The sequence below is a fragment of the Pedobacter sp. 22226 genome (assembly GCF_052045455.1).
Lineage (GTDB): Bacteria > Bacteroidota > Bacteroidia > Sphingobacteriales > Sphingobacteriaceae > Pedobacter > Pedobacter jeongneungensis.
On sequence record NZ_JBQEPB010000003.1, the window covers coordinates 182,890 to 203,205 of the forward strand.

At 41.8% G+C, this 20,316-nt stretch carries 18 protein-coding genes; 7 read left to right on the top strand and 11 right to left on the bottom strand.

The window, feature by feature from the left end:
* Positions 1–233: 233 nt before the first annotated feature.
* Genes ACTJKC_RS07695 through ACTJKC_RS07705 form a run of 3 tightly spaced genes read left to right on the top strand, consistent with a single transcriptional unit; the run spans position 234 to position 7,809 of the window.
* On the top strand, positions 234–6,110 hold the full coding sequence (locus ACTJKC_RS07695; RefSeq protein ID WP_440790943.1) for a PKD domain-containing protein: 5,877 nt from the start codon (positions 234–236) through the stop codon (positions 6,108–6,110).
* Positions 6,107–7,126, top strand: a complete 1,020-nt coding sequence (locus ACTJKC_RS07700; protein WP_440790944.1) for a PorP/SprF family type IX secretion system membrane protein — start codon at positions 6,107–6,109, stop codon at positions 7,124–7,126. The genes ACTJKC_RS07695 and ACTJKC_RS07700 overlap by 4 nt, the downstream gene beginning before the upstream one ends.
* Before the next feature lie 23 nt (positions 7,127–7,149).
* A complete protein-coding gene (locus tag ACTJKC_RS07705; RefSeq protein ID WP_344853298.1) occupies positions 7,150–7,809 on the top strand; it encodes an MgtC/SapB family protein in 660 nt (219 codons plus the stop codon).
* On the opposite strand, the gene ACTJKC_RS07710 is transcribed toward ACTJKC_RS07705, so the two are convergent.
* A complete protein-coding gene (locus ACTJKC_RS07710; protein ID WP_440790945.1) occupies positions 7,790–8,281 on the bottom strand; it encodes an RDD family protein in 492 nt (163 codons plus the stop codon). The two genes, ACTJKC_RS07705 and ACTJKC_RS07710, sit on opposite strands and share 20 nt — an antisense overlap.
* Before the next feature lie 112 nt (positions 8,282–8,393).
* Here ACTJKC_RS07710 and ACTJKC_RS07715 point away from each other — a divergent pair, with 112 nt between their 5' ends.
* A complete protein-coding gene (locus ACTJKC_RS07715; protein WP_440790946.1) occupies positions 8,394–9,821 on the top strand; it encodes an L-serine ammonia-lyase in 1,428 nt (475 codons plus the stop codon).
* 177 nt (positions 9,822–9,998) lie between these two features.
* On the opposite strand, the gene ACTJKC_RS07720 is transcribed toward ACTJKC_RS07715, so the two are convergent.
* From ACTJKC_RS07720 to ACTJKC_RS07765, 10 genes are all read right to left on the bottom strand, one after another.
* Complete coding sequence (locus tag ACTJKC_RS07720) at positions 9,999–10,910, bottom strand: AEC family transporter (RefSeq protein WP_440790947.1); 912 nt, start codon at positions 10,908–10,910, stop codon at positions 9,999–10,001.
* 89 nt (positions 10,911–10,999) lie between these two features.
* The gene (locus ACTJKC_RS07725) at positions 11,000–12,220 is read right to left on the bottom strand and encodes a DEAD/DEAH box helicase (protein ID WP_440790948.1); all 1,221 of its coding nucleotides are present in this window, start codon (positions 12,218–12,220) and stop codon (positions 11,000–11,002) included.
* A gap of 171 nt (positions 12,221–12,391) precedes the next feature.
* Complete coding sequence (locus tag ACTJKC_RS07730; RefSeq protein WP_344853303.1) at positions 12,392–12,844, bottom strand: Hsp20/alpha crystallin family protein; 453 nt, start codon at positions 12,842–12,844, stop codon at positions 12,392–12,394.
* A 51-nt stretch (positions 12,845–12,895) separates the two neighbouring features.
* Positions 12,896–13,285, bottom strand: coding sequence for a hypothetical protein (locus ACTJKC_RS07735; RefSeq protein WP_344853304.1), 390 nt, complete (start codon positions 13,283–13,285; stop codon positions 12,896–12,898).
* A gap of 4 nt (positions 13,286–13,289) precedes the next feature.
* On the bottom strand, positions 13,290–13,523 hold the full coding sequence (locus ACTJKC_RS07740; protein ID WP_440790949.1) for a hypothetical protein: 234 nt from the start codon (positions 13,521–13,523) through the stop codon (positions 13,290–13,292).
* 3 nt (positions 13,524–13,526) lie between these two features.
* Positions 13,527–13,793 (bottom strand): hypothetical protein, encoded by a 267-nt coding sequence (locus tag ACTJKC_RS07745; protein ID WP_440790950.1) that lies wholly within the window; start codon positions 13,791–13,793, stop codon positions 13,527–13,529.
* A gap of 342 nt (positions 13,794–14,135) precedes the next feature.
* Positions 14,136–14,489: an HMG-box domain-containing protein gene (locus ACTJKC_RS07750; protein ID WP_440790951.1), complete on the bottom strand. Its 354-nt coding sequence runs from the start codon at positions 14,487–14,489 to the stop codon at positions 14,136–14,138.
* A 10-nt stretch (positions 14,490–14,499) separates the two neighbouring features.
* A complete protein-coding gene (locus ACTJKC_RS07755) occupies positions 14,500–15,051 on the bottom strand; it encodes an RNA polymerase sigma factor (RefSeq protein WP_440790952.1) in 552 nt (183 codons plus the stop codon).
* Positions 15,052–15,501: 450 nt separating this feature from the next.
* Positions 15,502–16,392 (bottom strand): TolB family protein, encoded by an 891-nt coding sequence (locus ACTJKC_RS07760; RefSeq protein ID WP_440790953.1) that lies wholly within the window; start codon positions 16,390–16,392, stop codon positions 15,502–15,504.
* Between the two features lie 160 nt (positions 16,393–16,552).
* On the bottom strand, positions 16,553–17,314 hold the full coding sequence (locus tag ACTJKC_RS07765; protein ID WP_440790954.1) for a DUF4197 domain-containing protein: 762 nt from the start codon (positions 17,312–17,314) through the stop codon (positions 16,553–16,555).
* Between the two features lie 186 nt (positions 17,315–17,500).
* Between ACTJKC_RS07765 and ACTJKC_RS07770 the strand changes: the two genes are divergently transcribed.
* The 3 genes from ACTJKC_RS07770 to ACTJKC_RS07780 all read left to right on the top strand — a co-directional run bounded on the left by ACTJKC_RS07770 (position 17,501) and on the right by ACTJKC_RS07780 (position 20,108).
* The gene (locus ACTJKC_RS07770; RefSeq protein WP_187592447.1) at positions 17,501–18,079 is read left to right on the top strand and encodes an RNA polymerase sigma factor; all 579 of its coding nucleotides are present in this window, start codon (positions 17,501–17,503) and stop codon (positions 18,077–18,079) included.
* Positions 18,072–19,373 (top strand): carboxypeptidase-like regulatory domain-containing protein, encoded by a 1,302-nt coding sequence (locus ACTJKC_RS07775; protein ID WP_440790955.1) that lies wholly within the window; start codon positions 18,072–18,074, stop codon positions 19,371–19,373. Before ACTJKC_RS07770 ends, ACTJKC_RS07775 begins: the two co-directional genes overlap by 8 nt.
* A 96-nt stretch (positions 19,374–19,469) precedes the next feature.
* Positions 19,470–20,108, top strand: coding sequence for an FMN-binding negative transcriptional regulator (locus ACTJKC_RS07780; RefSeq protein ID WP_440790956.1), 639 nt, complete (start codon positions 19,470–19,472; stop codon positions 20,106–20,108).
* Positions 20,109–20,316 lie beyond the last annotated feature (208 nt).

Below are 20,316 nucleotides of genomic sequence, written 5' to 3' on the forward strand. Positions count from 1 at the left end.
ATTTAGTTGGTATTGGTGTAAAATTTTATAAAATGTAATGTGAAAATTACGTTCTTTGTAATGAATATTTATTGACGCGTCTCAGGCCCGGTACTCATTTCTGAGTGACAGGTTAGAGCTGGTTCCAAACATCGCTTCCAGAACGCAATAAAAACATTCCCTAGTGTTAGAGATTTATGAAGATTCGTTGTAAAAGGAAATGGCTTTTTCTTGTCCTATTTTTTGGGGCATTTTTGTGCACGTCAAATGTTTTAGCCCAGGTTACCATAGGTACGGTAGATCCTGGTCCGTTTACGCCCGGCAGTACCATTGCGGTTCCCTTTACGGTGCCTGCAAGCTGTATATCGCAGGGAAATATATTTCAATTATACCTGTCTGATCAAAATGGAAATTTCGGCGCAGAGACCCTGATTGGTACCTATGCAGGCTTTTACAGCACTTACATCAATGGGATACTTCCTCCGGGCCTTACACCCGGCACAGGTTATCGGGTAAGGGTAAAAACAACTGCCCCAACTTCGGCTAGTGTCGCATCTACCCCGTTTGAAGTAAAAGCGGGGGCACCTGTTGAAGCAAAACTTACCTCAAATTACTTAAACAACAACAATAAAGAAACTTTTGGTACCTGTACGAGTAAGCCAGATAATAGTTTTTTAATCAGCAACGAATCTACAGCAAACAGTACGGTTACGGCCACAGTAACAGATGGAGGAAGCGGCGGAGGTACAACCAATCTTTCTTTCACCACTCCAATACAAAATTTTACTGCTCAGCAATCACATTATACCATATATACCAAAGCCGTAATGCCTGATGGTACCGTTGCTACAAAGGCTTATTTACTCATTAACAATAAAACGATAACCGCCTTCGCCAATACCGGAAATACCATAGTGTGTTTACCTTTAGGCGCTTTAACCTTTAATGTTGATGTAACTTCGGGCTCCGGTATCCAAAACAACTTTCCGGGCGATATTTATACCATTACCTGGGGCGACCAAACCACTACTACCTATACCCTTTGCGAGATTATTAATAATGGCGGTAGAGTGGCGCATTCTTACATCAAATCTTCGTGTGGAAGTGTTTCTACCTCGAGCGCAGGCACAATTTATAATGCTTTTGATGTTTCCATCAATGTATCGAATACCTTTTGCGGCATAATCGGTACGCCTGTTTCTTCATCGGCAAAGGTTGTGGTTAAACCGGTAAATTCTTTCGCCTTCAACACGCCAGGTTGCACCAATACTGACATCACTTTTGTAAACACGTCTACCCTGGGCGAAAACCCAAATACCAATACACTGGGCTGCTCACCTAATGAGGTAACTTATAACTGGTATGTTGACAATGTACCCGTTAAAGCAAATCAGCCGAGATCTTATAACCTGGTGTATAAATTCCCTACGCGTGGGGAGCATACCATCCGTTTAGAATCAAATAGTTCCGGCGCTTGTAACGCAGATCCCGTAGAGATGAAAATCTGTATTCAGGATCCACCCAAGCCCGCTTTTAGTTTACCATCAACCACCGTTTGTGCCGGCACAACCTTAAAAGCTTCTGACCTTTCGGTTATCGATAACATCTGCAATGCAGCAAACAACTATTTTTGGTCGGTTACACCGGCAGTAGGTTATGCTGGTGGTACAAGTGCTACCAGTAAAGAACCACAGTTCATTTTTACCAATCCGGGTACTTATACCATTACGCTAAACATTTCTACGCCATCGTGCGGTCCGGCTACAAGTTTACCGCAAACTGTAGTAGTAAATTCAAGTCCTTTAGCTACCCTTTCGCCTGATATTACACTTTGCAACCTTTCTACTTACGATTTTAACAATACTACAACAGGGCCAACCAAAACCACCATTAGCGGAACCTCGAAAGATTTACCGGATACCTATACATGGACGGTAGTTCCATCGGGTTCCGGAACTTATAGTTTTGCAGGGGGAACAACAGCCAATTCCAAATATCCGTCGATAAAATTCGACAGCTACGACACTTACACTGTAACTGTTATACATAAAAACAACTGCGGAACAGCTACAGATACCCAGGTTTTGACTTTCAGCACGGCCCCTGTGGTTAATGCAGGACCGGATCAGGCTATTTGCTTTAACGATTCTGGTTTTGCCTTACATGGAATGATAACGGGCACCACCTCAACACAAACATGGATTGGAGGATTGGGAAGCTTTACACCAAACAGAAACGATTTAAATGCTGTTTACACCCCTACCGCAGCCGAAAAAGCAGCTGGAACTGTTACGCTAAAATTAAGGGTAACCACAACGCTGGCTGCTCCGTGTAACCAGATAGATGATGATATTATCTTAACCATTAAGCCAGATATTAGCTTAACCAGCGCAGGCACAAAAGCCATCTGTACAGGCAATAGTGTCGCCTACACGCCAACCTCTGCAGTTACCGGCGTTACCTACACCTGGACGGCCACCGGAACGGCAACAGCAAACGGTTATACCATAAACGGAACCGGAAATATTAATGATATATTAACCAATACAGATCTTAGCGTTGATGCCACGGTAACCTATACCATCATCCCCCACTCAGATGGCTGCGATGGTACACCATTTAATCTGGTGGTTACCATTAAACCAAACCCCATTGTAACAGCAACAGCAGCCAGCTTAACCATTTGCAATAAAACATCATCAGCCATTACCTTGTCGGCCAATTTACCAGCCGTAAATTATACTTATACCAGCGCTGTAACAGGTAACATCACCGGAAATACCAATAGAACTGTTGCATCGGCAGGCACCCAGATTAACGATATTTTAACCAATTCGGGCACCACAGCCGGCACAGTAATTTATACGATTACGCCTGTGTCTTCAAACGGCTGTCCGGGTGTGCCAGCAACTGTTACCATTACCGTATTGCCAGGCGCAACACTGGCCAATGCTGGTCCGGATGAAGCCATTTGTAATGCAAGCACTTATACCCTAAAAGGAAATCCGCCGGTAGTGGGTACGGGGAAGTGGGCCATTGTTTCGGCCCCTACTGCCATCACTTTTACCGATGATACACAACCTAACACTGATATAAGTGGATTAGTACCCGGTAACACTTACATTTTAAGATGGACAATTGCAGACACCAACTGCTCTACATCAAGTGATGATGTACAGATTACCGTTAATCCGTTAAGTATTGGCGGAACCACTGCCGGAGATGTAGCGGTTTGTGCAGGAGCAAATGGCGGCAATATTACTTTAACCGGGCAGGTTGGAAATATTATCCGCTGGGAACGCTCTATTGACAATGGTGTAACCTGGTCTACCGTTACTTCAACAGCCAATCCTTTTGTTTTTTCTAACCTGGCCATTACCACCAAATACCGCGCTGTAGTGCAAAGTGGTAGCTGTGCCGAAGCCATCTCAACGATAACCACTATTACGGTAAATCCCGGAACAGTAGCTGCGAATGCGGGCCCTGATCAAAATTTATGTAGCGGAAACGGCATTACCCTGAACGGAAATAATCCTGCCCCAAACAGCGGCACATGGACTTTAGTATCTGCACAAACCAGTGTTACCATTACCGATCCTACGTTATACAACACCACCGTTACGGGTTTGGCACCCGGACAAACTTATACCTTCAGGTGGACGATTTCCGGTTTTAATGGTTGTCCTCCTTCCATTGATGAGGTCATCGTAACCTATTATCCACCGGTTATCAATAATATCAATCCTGTAACGGCTCCTGTTTGTGCTGGCCAAAGCATTACCATCACTGGCGAAACCCCAACAGGTGGCACGGGCACATTTGCCTATCAGTGGCAAAGCAGCGCTGATGGAAATACCTGGGCCAATGTGCCATCGGCTATAAATAAAGATTTAACTTTAACTCTAAATTCTTCCACTTATTTCAGGCGATTGGTAAACAGCACCATCTGTACTTCGATCAGTAATTCGATACAGGTTACCGTTCTGCCGGGATTAACGAATAACACCATTTCTGCCGATCAAACTATTTGTTTGGGCACCGCTGCAGCTTCGCTTACTGGTTCAGTACCAAGCGGAGGAAGCGGTACTTATACTTATCAATGGCAATCGAGCATAAACGGAACAGTCTGGACTGATGTGCTGGGTGCAACCGGTATTAATTTTGCCCCTCCGGCTCCTACTGCAACCATATTTTACAGGCGATCGGTAACCAGCGGTGCTTGTAGCAACAATTTGAGCAATCAGGTAAAAATAACAGTGAATCCTCCGGCTAAGGCTGAGTTGGTTTTTAATACCGATAAAGGTTGTCCGCCTTTCGTTTTAACCGCCGCCAATATATCGGCTACCCCTTACACAGATCGCAATAATACTTACACCTGGTTTGCCAATGGCGTACAGATTGGCACTGGCATTACTTTTCCGGGCTACACTATTGCAAATGATAATGAAAATGTGGTGATTAAACTAGTGGTAACAAGCAGTTTGGGTTGTAATAGTGATGAAACCAGCCACACATTTAGTACCCTGCAAAATGTAACTGCGGCATACACACAAAGTGCTACATCGGGCTGCGGACCGTTAAACGTTGTTTTCACCAATACTTCGAATTCATTAACTGCAGCAACCTTTTACTGGGATTTCGGAAACGGGACGAATTCAAATCTGGCCCAACCACCGGCGGTTACCTACCAGGCAGATCCGACAGGAAAAGACCTCACTTATACTGTTACTTTAAAGGCTACCACCGCCTGCGGCATCACTACACAAACTTCAACCGTATTGGTAAAAGCCAAACCAGTTGCTGTTTTCTCTCCTGATAAAACCACAGGCTGCTCTCCCCTGGCGGTGACTTTTAGTAATACTTCGCCAGGAAATTACACCAGTTATACCTACGATTTTGGCGATGGCTCTGCACCGCTAACCGTAACCGATAAAAACAGCGTAAGCCATACTTATACCACTTTGGCGGTTAGGGATTACGTGGTAAAAATGACCGCCACCAACGAGTGCGGCAGTAGTGAATCTCAGTATTCTATCCGTGTGGCACCTAACGATATTATCCCTGAATTGGTGGTCAACAGCAACCAGCTTAAGGGTTGTGCCCCTTTAAAAGTCGATTTCTTTAATAACACCAAAGGTGCCGGCACTTTTGTTTACGATTTTGGCGATGGCAGCACTACGGTTACCCACACTGCACCCGAAACCATATCGCATACCTTTACCGAGCCGGGAAAATATACCATTACACTATACGCATCGAACAATTGTTCTAACGCCTCCACAACCGAAACTGTTGAAGTTTTACCACAGCCCAGCGTAAGTTTTACTGCAGATAGAACAAGTGGCTGCGATGGCGTAACAGTTAAGTTTAAAAATACCAGTACCGGCGCCATAGGTTATGTTTGGGATTTTGGTGATGGTTCGCCAACATCAAATGCAATAGAACCCACACATACATTTAATGGTGCAGGGAAAAACTATGCGGTTACCCTCACGGCAACCAACGCTCTCGGCTGTACAAAAAGCACTACCATAGCCGATTATATCCATGTTGTGCCCCCACCTGTAGCAACTTTTACGGTTACTCCGGGGAACGAAGTCTCCATTCCGAACTACACATTTGCCTTTAAGGACATTAGCGTGGATGCGGTGAGCTGGCAGTGGACTTTTGGTGACGGTGCTGTTTCAACCCTGCAAAATCCTACCCACACTTATGCCAATGAAGGCACCTACAACGTAACCCTGAAGGTACTTAACAAAGAAGGCTGTTCTTCCAATACTTTTCAATCGGTCCGGATTATCGGGGTGCCGGGTTATCTGAATATCCCGAATTCATTTATGCCGGCAAGTGCGAAAAACGAAATCAAAGTATTTAAGGCTAAAGGCCGTGGCATAAAAGAGTGGCAAATGTCAATCTTTAATAAATGGGGCCAGCTATTATGGGAAACCACCAAACTGGATGATGGCTCACCTTTAGAGGGTTGGGATGGCACCTACAACGGACAAGAGCAGCCACAGGGCGTTTACTACTGGAAAGTAGACATAAAATTTATTAATGGCAGCGATTGGAAAGGGATGACTTATGATTCATCTCCTCCAAAGAAAACGGGTGTAATATATTTAATAAGATGATGAGGAGCAGGATAATATTATTTTTGTTTTGGGCATTGCCAATGGTTTCGTTGGCACAGGACCATATTTATTCGCAGTTTTACAATGCACCGATTTACTTAAACCCGGCGCTAACCGGTCAGTTTGAAGGTGATATCAGGTTTAATGCCTTATACCGTAACCAATGGACAGGTTTGGCGAGCGATTTTTCTTACATGACCGCCTCAGGAGACCTTAACTTGTCAAGATTAAATAGCGGTATTGGTATTATTTTTAACCGCAGCAGTGAGGGTACCGCTTACCTGGTGAAAAACAATGTTGCCCTAAGCTATTCATATATTATTGGCGGAGATGATTTTACCTTATCCTTTGGCTTGCAGGAAGGCATTACCAACCAGAAATTAAACTGGGATAAGCTTGTTTTTGGCGATCAGATCGATATTAGCACGGGTTACATTCCCGGCAGTGTTTCAGGCGCCGAAAGGCCAAGTGTAGATAGCCGCTATTACTTCGATTCGAATGCAGGCGCCAACCTGGTGGTGGGCAAATTTATGATGGGATTAGCAGTGCATCACCTTAACCGCCCGGATGAATCCCTGTCAGGTTTTCAGGCCAGGTTGCCCATGCGTATTTCTGGTAATTTAAGTTATAAATTAACCCTGGTGCCTGATGAGTACGATCGCGACGGGAATTACCTCATCCCTTCTATTGTGGCCTATAAACAAGGTAACGTAAAATCGTTCAGTGTAGGCATGCAGTATAAATATGCAGGTATAAATGCAGGCATCTGGTACCGTAACGATGGCAATGCGAACGGAAACGATGCCGTTGTTTTTTCGGTGATCTTTGATATTTTCAACAGACGAACCAATGGCGAAAAATTCAGATTAGGCATCAGTCACGATGCTACAACCTCGAAAATCAACTACAGCAATACCGGCGGAACTTCAGAAATCGGAGTAGGATACGAAAAATATTTTCCAAATAGTTCAAATGGTGGCCGTGCAAATGGCCTGAGATGTTACGATTTTTATTAATTTGCCATTGATAACTCAAGGCAATGAACGATATCTTAGATCAAAACCATTTTATTACACAAAGCGAAATCAATAAGTTTTTATTGGCTACCCTGCTTTGTGGCATTATCGGTGCAGAACGCGAATACAGAAGTAAATCTGCCGGTTTAAAAACCATGATGATGATCGGTTTGGGTGCCACCCTGTTTACCATTTTATCCATCAAAATCGGGCCAACCAGTCAGGACCGTATCGCCTCGAACATTGTTACCGGTATCGGTTTTCTTGGTGCAGGCGTAATTTTTAAAGAAGAAAACCGCGTAAAAGGGCTTACTACAGCCTGTATTATCTGGATTGTTGCCGCCATTGGTATGGCAGTAGGCTCCGGTTATTATGAACAGGCCATTGGCGTTACCATTGTGGTATTACTGGCATTGATTATTTTTCCCTTTCTGGAAGAAATCGGCGACCGCCGTTTTACCAAACGCGTTTACCGCATCGTAAAAAAACAACATACCCATGGCGATCTGGAAAGCTATGAAGAAGTTTTTCGCGAAAGTAAACTTAAACCACAACGCGGCAAGCATCAATTGGTAAACGATATCATCACCGGAAACTGGGTAGCCACCGGAACGCCGCAAAACCATCAGAAGTTTGTAGAGCGCATGCTAAAAGATAACGATATTATAGAGTTTGATTTTTAACCGAATCAAAAAGATCTGCCCGCTGGGTTTGTAAAGCCAGTTTTTTCTCGTCGACAACAATCGTGTCCGACCAGCGATCATGCCATGGATCACAAGGATTACCGAGTCCACTAATTGCATTAAAAGGAATCGAGCGGATCATATTTCGTGTAAATGCCTTTCCAAAATCAATCTCGCTGCCATCTAAGTTTACGGCCTTTGTGCCTGTAATGAGTTTTCCGATTGATTTTCCACGTGAAACAGCTTCTATTAAACACATAATAAAGCCATAACAAACCATCGCGATCAACCGGTCTAAAAGATCATTGATTCCATCTAAAATTCCCGGAAGTAAAATTCCGATGCAGATGTAAATGCCAAGAAGAATGATGTAAAAAACAATAAGGTCGATGATGTAATTTGCCAGTCTTTTGCCTGAGCTGGCACGGCAGTAGCTTAAATCAATTTCCTGATAACTGTTGTTGAAGTCCATTTTTAGTGCGTTTAATTTAGATCTTTCTAAGGTAAAATATTTTCATCTTCAGTCAAAATTAATTTAGTCAGAATCATAAAACAATCATAGCTTTGTATAACTTATATTCATAATGATCAAGGAACAAATTTCGGTTTTCGATATCTTTAAAATAGGCATTGGCCCTTCAAGCTCACATACTTTAGGCCCCTGGCGTGCGGCCCAACAATTTACAGCTTCGCTTGCTCAAAATGGCTTAATTGATGATGTTGAAGGCATCAAGATATTGTTATATGGTTCCCTTGCCAAAACAGGAAAAGGCCATGGAACCGATGTGGCTATTTTATTGGGTTTAACCGGGGCTGATCCAGTAACTTTTGATGTGGATGCCGTTACCCCAACATTTGAAAACATCCAAAAAGATAAAAAACTGAACCTTGCCAGCCACCTGATCATCGATTTTGATTATGATGAAGATTTACTCTTCCTTTTTACCGAGAGTTTACCTTTTCACCCTAATGCAGTAACTTTTCAGGCCTTTTTAAAAAGTGGCAAAGCTTTTTCTGAAACCTATTACTCCATTGGTGGCGGTTTTGTGGTGAAAGAAGGTGAAGACAATAGCAATAAAGTACAGGTAGACTTACCTTTTCCGGTAGAAAAAGCTAAAGAATTATTACACTGGTGCCTGTCTACCGGTTTAAAAGTGAGCGAGATCGTTATGGAAAACGAACTGGCCTGGCGCACCGAAGCAGAAACCAAAAAAGGTATTTTACAACATTTCGCGGTAATGCGCGATTGTATTTACCGTGGCTGTCACACCACTGGCTTTTTACCCGGTGGACTAAATGTAGCCAGAAGGGCTTTCCCGCTGAATAAACGTTTAATTAATAAAAGCGAATATACCAATTACGATAGCTGGGTTGATGCCATTAGAAAAGGTGGCAACGGCTTTAATTATACTTTAGATTGGGTAAGCTGTTTTGCACTGGCTGTAAATGAAGAAAACGCATCATTTGGCCGTGTGGTAACTGCCCCTACCAATGGCGCTGCTGGTGTAATTCCGGCCGTATTACAATATTTTATTACTTTTTGCGATGGTTATAGCGAAGATAAAATCATTCAGTTTATTGCCTGTGCTTCCGAAATTGGCAGTATTTTTAAAAAGGGAGCAACCATTTCCGCAGCAATGGGTGGCTGTCAGGCCGAAATTGGTGTTTCCTCTGCCATGGCAGCAGCAGCACTAACCGAATGTCTTGGTGGCTCGCAAAGGCAGGTTTTAATGGCCGCAGAAATCGCCATGGAACATCATTTGGGCTTAACCTGCGATCCGATTGGTGGTTTGGTACAAATTCCCTGCATCGAACGAAATACCATGGGTGCCATTAAAGCCATTACAGCCAGTCAGCTGGCTTTACAGAGCAATCCCGATAAAGCAAAGGTGAGTCTTGATGCTGTGGTTAATACCATGTGGGAAACTGCTTTGGATATGAATGCCAAATACAAAGAAACCTCTGATGGAGGCCTCGCAACCAATATTCCGATCAGTTTGCCCGAATGTTAATTTAACACAATATTTGTTGGTTTAACCATAAAGGGCGCGAAGCATTGGGCAGTTGGCGAAACACTCAAAGTATCGTTATTTCGGGCGTATGTTAAATCCTCCGTGTTAATCTGTATTTCGGTAGCCAGCCTCTAAAAACAGTCTCTGCGTACTTTGCGGTTAAAAACGAGAATAATTTTAAACCAGCCCCGAATACCTCAGCACCAGCCACCACAAACCCGTGGTAATAAACGAAAGCACAATCCCGATGCCAACCACCAGATTGGAGAGTTTAGGATTAAGATTATACTGATCGGCCACCACGCCTGCTGTTAATAATGTAGGCATGGCCATCTCAAAAACAGCTATTTTGGTAATTGTACCGCTCATGCCCAAGATAACAGCAATCAGCATCACCACTAAAGGCGCTAAAATCAGTTTATATAACAGCGCAAAACTGATGTGCTTTAGTTCGCTGAACCAACCCCCAAATTTTAACTGCAAACCAATCGAAAATAAAGCCAGCGGACCAACCGTACCGGCCAGCTTATCAAATAACGGATTAAGTGTGGTAATATTTACAAAATGTGGAACGGTTAAGGCTAAAACACAACCGATTAACGGCGGAAAAGTTAATACTTTTTTAAGTACCAGTTTTCCGCTTAATATTTGGTGCTGCGACGAGCGGATAGCGACAATAATTCCAATGGTTGATAACAGGGTAAATGTTACCTGATCACAGATTATGGCGATACCCAATTCCTTTTCACTAAAATAAGCTACAATTAAAGGAAACCCCACAAAAGAAGTATTACTTAAAGAGCTGGTTAATTTTAAACCTCCGGAAGTTGCTTTACTGAGATTTCTTATACGGCTGTAAACGGTGATGAACAACCAACCGGACAACCAGATACAAACAGGTGCCATTGCCGGGAAAAGCAGATCCTTCGTCCAGGTAATGTGTGGCAGGTACTTAAATGAAACAGCAGGTAATGCGATGTAAATAATCCAGGCATTAATGCCCTTGTGTGCATCTTTAGGCAGCGATTTGCTTTTTCTGAAAAGAATGCCCGCCAGAATACATAAACCGATAAGAATAAAATTTGCCATTTGAATAATGCAAAGCTAATCTATAAAAGAAAATGGATGATTTCCTATCGCTAGCTAAATCATCCATTTTACATCTTCCTTTTTACATTTTAAGCAGATGGTTTTGGTTTTTTCTTTTTATGCCAAACCTTTTTCTTGCCGTTATGCTGAGGCCTTTTTTCTTCCACAGGTATAATTTCCATTGCTGCAATACTTTCGGGCAAGGGCATGCGCGGAACAGGCTTTTCAATTAGTTTCTCTATGTTATCAAATTTACGCTTATCCCTTCCATTAACCAGGGTGATGGCTGTACCTTTTGTGGCTGCCCTTGCGGTACGCCCAATACGGTGTACATAATCAGCCGGATCGCCGGGAACATCGTAATTGATTACTAAATCGATTCCTTCCACATCAATTCCACGTGATAAAACATCTGTACCGATTAAAATCGGTAACCTTCTGTTTTTAAAGGCCAGTAAAATATCTTCGCGTTCTTTCTGTCCCAAATCAGAGTGAAAAGCTTCGGCTTTTATGCCCAAACCTTTAAAAGCTTTATACAATGCCTTTACTTTTTCTTTGGTAGAGGCGAAAATGATACTGCTTTTGTATTGGTCGCTTTTAAAAATCTCTGTTAATAATGCCTGTTTCTGCTGATCGTGGATATTGTAGGCTTGTTGGTCAATTCCTTCGGCAGGTTTAGCAATCGAAATGGTAATCTGTTTGGGTTCGTGCAAAATTTTACCAGCCATTGTCCTTATTTTAGGTGCCATAGTAGCCGAAAATAAAAGCGTTTGCCTTTTCTTTGGCAGGTAGCTGATGATGCGGATAATATCGTCGTAAAAGCCCATATCCAACATCCTGTCGGCTTCATCAAGGATTAAATGCTGTAAATGTTCCAGTTTTAATACACCACTGGATAAATGCGCCATTAACCTGCCCGGAGTAGCAATAATGATATCCACACCTTCGCGCATCGAACGTTTTTGTTGCTCATACGCAATGCCATCTCCCCCACCATATACCGCTAAAGAGCTAATGTTGGTAAAATAAGCCAGCGCTTCAACCTGTAAATCAATCTGTTGAGCCAGTTCGCGGGTTGGAGCCAGGATTAAAGTATTATTATGCCTGTCGGTTGCTTTGCTAATTTTATCCATTACGGGCAAAAGGTAGCTGGCGGTTTTCCCTGTACCGGTTTGGGCGCAGGCAATCAGATCATGATTATCTAAAATTACCGGTATGGCTTGTTCTTGTATTGGAGTAGCGCTTTTATACCCCATGGCCATTAAGCCTTCGTATAAATCGGGGTTAAAATTAAAGTCGTTAAAATTCAATCTGTTGTATTTATGTCTTTTAGCAAAAGTACCTTAAAATACCGCCAATAGCAAACAGCATTTCAATATCATTTATATTCAGAAGAAACAAATGCATTTTATAAGCTCTTAACCCAAAAAAGCCCCAACTGTATTAAACAATTGGGGCCTGGAAATTATAATAAACGAAACTTAGTGTACCTCGATATCTTTTTCGGGTATATTCGTTTCGGGGTTTTTAGGCAGGTTAACTTTCAAAATTCCATCGGCATAGTTTGCTGAGATATGATCTGATAAAACCTTTCCGTTTAAAGCAAAAGCCCTTTCAAAAGTGCCATTGCTGTATTCTTTCCTGTTGTATTTTTTAGCCGTTTCAGCTTCTTCTTTTGGCTGGTAAGAAATGGTTAATACATCATCTTTGGTTACTACTTTTAAAAATTCTTTCTCCAATGCCGGTGCAAAAAGCTCAATAATAAAACTGTTTTCTGTTTCCTCGATGTTAACCGGTACTTTTCTAAATCCCTGGTTAAACATCCCGAATTTATGGTGACCAAAAGGCCCGCCGAAGTGTCTTCCAAATCTTCCTTCTCCTGCGCCGTAACGGCCATGCATCCTGCCCTCGTGGCATCTATGTTCTTTGTACATTTTACTTAATCTAATGGTTATTTATTTTATTAATTCGCAGGATTTAACCAGTTAACTGGTAACCGCCTGCTCGGTTTTGGTAATCCCCAATAGCTGGGTAATGATGTTGGCATAAGGATAAGCCGGTGAAAAAACGGCATAATCGAATTTTAATCCCCTTATCTGCACCACAATATCATCGATAAACTTCATGGGTTCGAGTAAGGCACTGATCAAACCCGATTTCGGTTTTTCTTCATCACTTTCAGCATTGCGCTGAAAAACATCCACCTCGCGATTATAGGCCTTAAAATCTGCACCGATTTGTTCAATAGGAGCTTTAAACTCATCCGAACTGAAAAAAGTTACCTTTTCTCCACGACTGATCAGTTCGTTGGCCATTCCTAAAATCGGACTCACATCTGCCTGTGATGGATCGCTCAAAAAAAGTACCTGCGACATAACCTTATCTTTTTGTGATGTTAACACTATCTACCGGCGCAATTAAAGCATCAGTGGTTTTTCTATTGTGGTGACTGAAGGCATGGCGCCTGTTATGTTCATGCTGGCAATCTTCGTTGTAATGCCTGTTTTTAAAGTCAAGGTGATCGCGGTATCCGTTTTGAACAGCTAATACATTTAAGCTGTAAAAAGTTCCTGCAGCAACAGCAAGTGCCAGTAATATTCTGAATGTTCTCATGGCTTAGTAATTTACATTGATGTTGTTAACGGTTCCATTGCTTTGTACGGTTGGCCTGTACCATTGATTATCAATCGGCACAATCGGGTTGAAATGGTTTTCAAAACCGTTATATCTGCTGTGGAAATAATAACGTCTTCTGCCTGCAAAGGCCCTGAATATAAAACCGATCAGCACCGCAGCCAATATAAATTTGAATACATACGGGATAAAGAAAGCGGCCGCGCCGAATATCATCCCAAATCCAATTGCTTTTAATATTTTTTTCATCTTCTTATCTTTTTAAAAGTTTAATCATTTCACTGTAAGCAAGTTGACCATTAAACCCTGTTATTTTCGTTATTTATATAAGAAGACGGAGCAACTTTATTTTTACTTTAAATTATTTTGATTTTTTTTAATCTGGAGCGTCATCTCGACTGGAGCGCAGTGGAATGGAGAGATCTGCCCTGAGAAAGATTTCTCCACTTCGTTGCACTCCGGTCGAAATGACGGGTTGAGAAGAGCTGCACTCCAGTCGAGATGACAAATTTTAGAGAGGTTCTTCGCTGCGCTCAGAATGACAGCGTGGTATTAAAACAAAAAAGCTCCGAATTTCTTCGGAGCTTCTCATTATTCTTTATTCCGGTGGTGGCCCCATCCGCCACACCTCCGTTTATATTCTTCTTTAAATTTTATCCGTTCCTCGTCGTCCATGGTTTCCCATTTGTCACGCATGGCCCTTGCCCGCTCACGGAAACCATTATGCCCGTCATGACCACCTTTTTTAAAATTACCGAAAAGCAACCGGCACAGCACCAGTAAGCCGAGGGCCTGCCAGTAAGTTAGTTTGCCTGCATGTGCCACCTCAGGTAAAATCCAGTTCCATAAAAACATAACCACATACCCCAAAACCGCTGCTATAAGCACCGCTACGGGTAAAAAGAAAATAAATTTCTTGCGCCGATTAAAATTTCTATTCATCATGTCTGCAAATTTAATAGTTAATAAATTCCTGATATAAATTTTGTAAGCGGTTACGCAGGTGTTTTACCGCATAACCTTTTCTTGATATTAATGTTTTAATATTCTCCCCGCTTTCATCGGCCAGCTCCTGAAAAGTGCGTTCTTCCAATTCATTCTGCACAAATACATAACGTTGATTTTCGGGCAGTTCTTCGAGCGCCAGAAACAGCTGATCCCAGAATAGTTTTTTCAAACTTTCCTCTTCCGGTGAATAAGCCTCGGCCAGCAGAATTTCCTTAAAATTAATTTCCCCATCTTCCCCTTCAAAACTGAAATCTTCAATCGATTCTTCCTTTTGTTTCCGGTATTTATCGGTAATCTTATTTCTGGCCACGCGGTACAGCCAGCCACTAATCTGCTCAATAGTACCCACTTCGGGCTGATTGCTCAACTGAAACCAAACATCCTGTAAAATATCTTCCGCATCCTCGTCTGTATTCACCCTTCCACGGATGAAACTGAACAGGCGTTTACCATAATTGGCAACCGTTGAAATGATATTTTGAGGTTCGTTTGTTGGCACTATTTATTGCGTATAAAGCAGTAAACGGATGAAACTCAATATTACTTTAAATTTTCGTTATTTTTTTCGGCATCTTTCGAAGTTTAGCGGTGGGAATGAGCAGGACTAACTTCGAAAGTATTAAAAAGCCTTGTGCAATAGTTTATGATTATTCTTTTTTTGGAAATGAAAGGACAGGTGTTATTGGCGGAATGCAGTCCCGCTTTTGGTACAAGTCCCGATGAAAAACCGGGAGCTTTCCCCGTCAATCGGGTTTAGGCACGAAGTAAGGTGCCCCCTGCAACCCCTAAAATGAAATGCTATTTTGGCCCCCTGCCCGTTGCAGGCGGGCGGGTGAAGTGATACCCTGCAGGGTTGAGGCACGAAACCCAAAGCGTATAAGCGGAACACGGGAACCAGCTTATTTTCTTGTACAGGCATTGCGCTCCAAAAAACTAAGATATGTTTCTTCTACTTTAGCGCGCCGGTTGGGTTACTTCCCTTATCAACCACCGTTTTAATATTGCCATTTAAATCTGCCACATAAATTTTGCTGCGTGTATATGGCTTTTCTTCACCGCTATAAAAAATACGGTCATCTGCAGTAACAAAAAGGAAAGGCGCATGAACGCCTTTGGGTGAGATTGGCGCCACTTTTTTACTGGCTATATCAAGAATATAAACAGCCTCGGCCCTATCGTGTAAGCCATCTAACACCTCGCCGTTACTGGCATTGAAGATTAATTTCTTGCCATCTTTGCTGTAGAAGAAATTGTTGCTGCTTGATATGTAATATGCATTTCCAATTAGCCCTTTAATAGATTTTGTATCTATCAGCTTTCCGGAAAGATTGAATGTGTAAAGGTTATCAATATCATGCGCAATAATTTCTTTTTCATTTTTCCAGTTAGGCCCAAAAGCATTTATTTTCGAGGTACTATCCAGCATTACGTAACCTGAATTATCAGCCTTAATTACACCAATTTTCCAAATACTTTGGTTATTAAAAACGCTGAAAGCAATATTATTACCGTCAGCAGACCATACCGCACCGTAATAATTATTGCCGTTTACCTGTAATTTGCCCTGGCTTTTATTTTCCAAATCAGCAATCCAGACCGACCTGTTCCCTGCTGAATCGCTAAGGGTATAAGCCAGTTTATTGCCATCAGGAGAAATGGCCGGATCGGTAGCGCCACCAAACGAAATCTGCTTCATGGTATCGATACTCGTTGCCACAATTTTATCGCCATCCTGATAAGCCAGCGCGAAATTTTTATTGCTCAAAGAAACAGTATCTAAAACGGCTTTGTCATCGTTTTCGGTAGATTTATTGTTACCACAAGAAGTGATTAACGCCACACAGGGAATTAAAATGGAAACTAATCGGCTACTGATTTTCGTCATGCGCAATTTTACAAATAGTTTTTCTTTCTGTTCATTAGAAACCTGTGATCGGACAATATTTTACTTAAAATAAACTTTGCCTTTGGTTCGTGTCTCCACGAACCATACATACTACTTAACTCTTTTTCTTATCCGCGTAACCGAAAACTTTTTGCAATAAAGTTGTGCTTCTTGAGCTTAAATTACCCCTGATTTTTAATTCTTCTTTGGCTACTTCAATAAATAAGCCATCTATTGCTTTTTGGGTAACATATTCTGTTAAGTTCGTATTTACGGGCTTTACCAGAGGCAAGCGGTTATATTGAGTTGTTAAATCGCTGTAATATTTGGTGGCATTTACCTTGCTTAAACTGGTGGTTACAATCGGACTAAATTTTTCCATCAGCTGCGATGTAGTTACCCTTTTAAAATATTCTGTAGCTGCATTGTTATTGCCCAAAAGGATATTGGTTGCATCAGTTAATGTCATTTGTTTAATGGCCGAAATAAAAATAGGTTTTGCTTCGGTAGCGGCATCTTCTGCAGCGCGGTTTAAGCTCACAATTACGTTATCACAAAGTTTGTTTAGTCCTATGCCGCGCAATGTTTTTTCTACTTTTTGCGCTTCAGGCGGCATCAGTATTTTAACGGCAAGATTACCCAAAAAACCATCTTTAACCGAAAGCCTGTCGGCACCTGCAGAAACCCCGATCTGCAATGCTTCCTTTATTCCCTGCCCGATTTCCAAAGTAGAGGGCGTTCCGGTTGCACTTGTTGTGCTTGTGCCCTGCTTTTCAGTTACCTTTTTAAAGATATCGCTCAGTTTAATCTGGGCCTTTGCGTTGAGGCTTACGGATAGCAGCACTATCGATACAGCTAAAATATTGATCCTTTTCATTTTGTGTGTTTAGTGATGGTTAGCAAAACAACTGCCATAATTTAAATTGATGTTCAAATATAAGTGTTTGTGTGCTGCGAATCCGGAATTAATGATGAGTAATCATTCCTAAAAAATTAGTTTATGTGCCATCACTCAGAAATATTTTTTATACTTGAAAGATAATTCGAAATAGCGACCCTTTTTTTGAGATTTATAAAAAACACAGCTGGGAACAACCAGCAGGATGATGCCAAATTGATTGCTGAGTATAAAAATACCGGCGACTTAGACGCATTGGGTACGCTTTACAATAAATACATGCACCTGGTTTTCGGGGTTTGCCTCAACTACTTTAAAGATGAAGAGCAAAGCAAAGATGCTGTAATGCAGATTTTCGAAGAACTGGTAACCAAATTAAAAGTGCATGAGGTACAGAATTTTAAAAGCTGGCTTCATGTTTTAACGCGCAACCATTGTTTAATGGCACTGCGGAAATCAGCAAAGCAAAATAACGTTTCAATAGACGATACTTTTGTGGAAAACAGCGAGTTTGTGCATCTGGATATAGACAACACAAAAGAAACGCAGCTTACCATTATGGAAAAGTGTATGGAAACTTTGCCCGAAGAACAGCGAAAAAGCGTAGATTTATTTTATTTACAAGAAAAATGCTACAAAGAAGTGGCCGACATTACCGGTTACGACATGCTTAAAGTGAAAAGTTATATCCAGAACGGTAAGCGGAATTTAAAGATTTGTATAGAAAAAAATAGTGGTGAATAACGACTGGTTAGATATTGATGTGCTGGAAGATTACCTTGATGGTAAGCTTGATGCCAAAGCTATGCACTTTGTAGAAAGGCAGGCTTTGGAAGATCCTTTTGTGGCCGAAGCACTGGAAGGGCTAAAACAATCGCCAAAACGCAAACAAACACTTTCTATTTTACAAAAACAGCTTTACGACCGTGTTTCGGAAAAACCGATAAAACGCAGAATGTGGGGCATTACCACGCAAAGGTTAAGTATTGCAGCAACCGCTACCGTAGCTTTTATTGCAGTAAGCATTCTCTTCTTTATGCGCGAAACCAATAGAAGAAACGCAGAAAATGTAGCCCGTAAACAGGGCGGTGTAATGGTTCAATTAGATAGCACTACCGCAGTTGCTTCAAGTAAACTAAAACAAGATACTGCAGTACAAAGTGCAACTCGAACTGCTTTGGTAGATAAGGCTATAGCCGATGCAAAAAATACTGATCTGGCTAAAAATACCAAAATAAATACCATTGTACAACCAGCGCCACAAGAGATTGTTGCTGCAAAACCAACAATTGGTTACAACAGGGCAAAGGTAGCAAGCGCTGAAAACATGAACATTTACGCTGAAAAAGCAAAAGCAGATCAAAGTGTATTACGCGAAGTTAAAATTGCAGCGGCTCCAGCTATTGCATCCAATAAAATTGCATTTAGCGGTAATGTTGTCGATCAAAGCAATGGCCAACCCATTCAAGGGGCAGTGGTAAAACTGGCCGGCTCAAAAAACGTAACGGCTACGGATGCTAAAGGTTATTTTTATTTACCCGCCGATAGCAATGCTAAAGACAAAGATCTGCTGATTAATGCAATTGGCTTTAAAGAGGCGCCTGTAGTTGGCATACAGGATCCCAATGCGATTAAAAGCGCTTTAAGCGGAAATAAGTCGTTAAATGAAATTGCTTTAATTACGGGATCTAACGGACAGAAGAAAGAGAATATTCCTGCGCCAAAAATCACACTCCGTGCAGAACAAAACCTGGATGGTAAAGCAACAGCCGAAATTACCAAACCTGTGCCGGTTTCGACGATAAACTATACGCAGTACCTGGAAAACAACAATAAACTTTATAACCCGAAAGGCCCTGAACAATTTGTGATTTTAAGTTTCAAGGTTAAAAAGAACGGACGGCCTACCAACATCGCCGTTATAAAATCGCTGAATAAAAAAGCTGATGCAGAAGCGATGCGGCTTATCCAAAATGGTCCGGATTGGGTATTGCCCAAAAATGGAACTGATTTAGTAGAAATCAGCGTTAAGTTTTAAAAGGTTCTTCTTTTAAATAGATTTTAAGATTGCTTTCCCGAAAAATCGGAACAGGCTTTATTTCCTTCTCAGCAATGACGATATAGTTGAAATATCATGTATAAACTCCCACATTTTACAGCTCATAATCAGGATGAAGTTCTTGAATTTATGCACCAGAATAATTTTGTAACCTTAATCGGTTTCGATGGCGAATATCCTGTTGCTACACAAGTACCGGTTAAAACGATAATAGATGGCGAATCGATTAAACTCATCGGCCACATCATGACCAAAACCGATCATTGCAAAGCTTTTGAGCAAAACCCGAAGGTAATGGCCATTTTTACAGGTGCACATGCTTATGTAAGTGCTTCTGTTTACGAAACCCCTGCGGTAGCATCAACATGGAATTATAAAACGGTTCAGGCCAAAGGTACCATCAGGCTTATGGATTCAGAAGAAACCTATCAGGTAATTAAAGAACTGACCGATAAGTACGAAAATCCCGAAACAAGCCTGGCTGCATTTAACAAAATGGATGAGGACTATATCCAGAAACATTTAAAGGCGATTACCGGTTTCGAAGTTTTGGTAAATCATATCGATCATGTTTTCAAAATGAGCCAGAACCATTCCGTCAAAAACCAGGAAAGTATCGTCTCAAATTTAGAGAAAAGCGAAGATGTATTGGCGCAAAAAGTAGCAAAGGAAATGAGCAAATCAATGAAAGATTCTTCACTACGTTCAGAATGACAGAAGAGTTGACGCCTAACTTATTTATGGTCCCCGTCATCTCGAGCGGAGTGCAACGTAGTCCAGAGATCTATCCAGGCAGATCTCTACGTTTCGCTTTGCTTCAGTCGAGATGACGACCTTTTTGTTGGAGGATGTTAATGGTAGCCCAGATGACGCCTTTTCCCTGTTCTCCTCTGTGTAAAACTCAATGCCCTCTGTGGTAAAC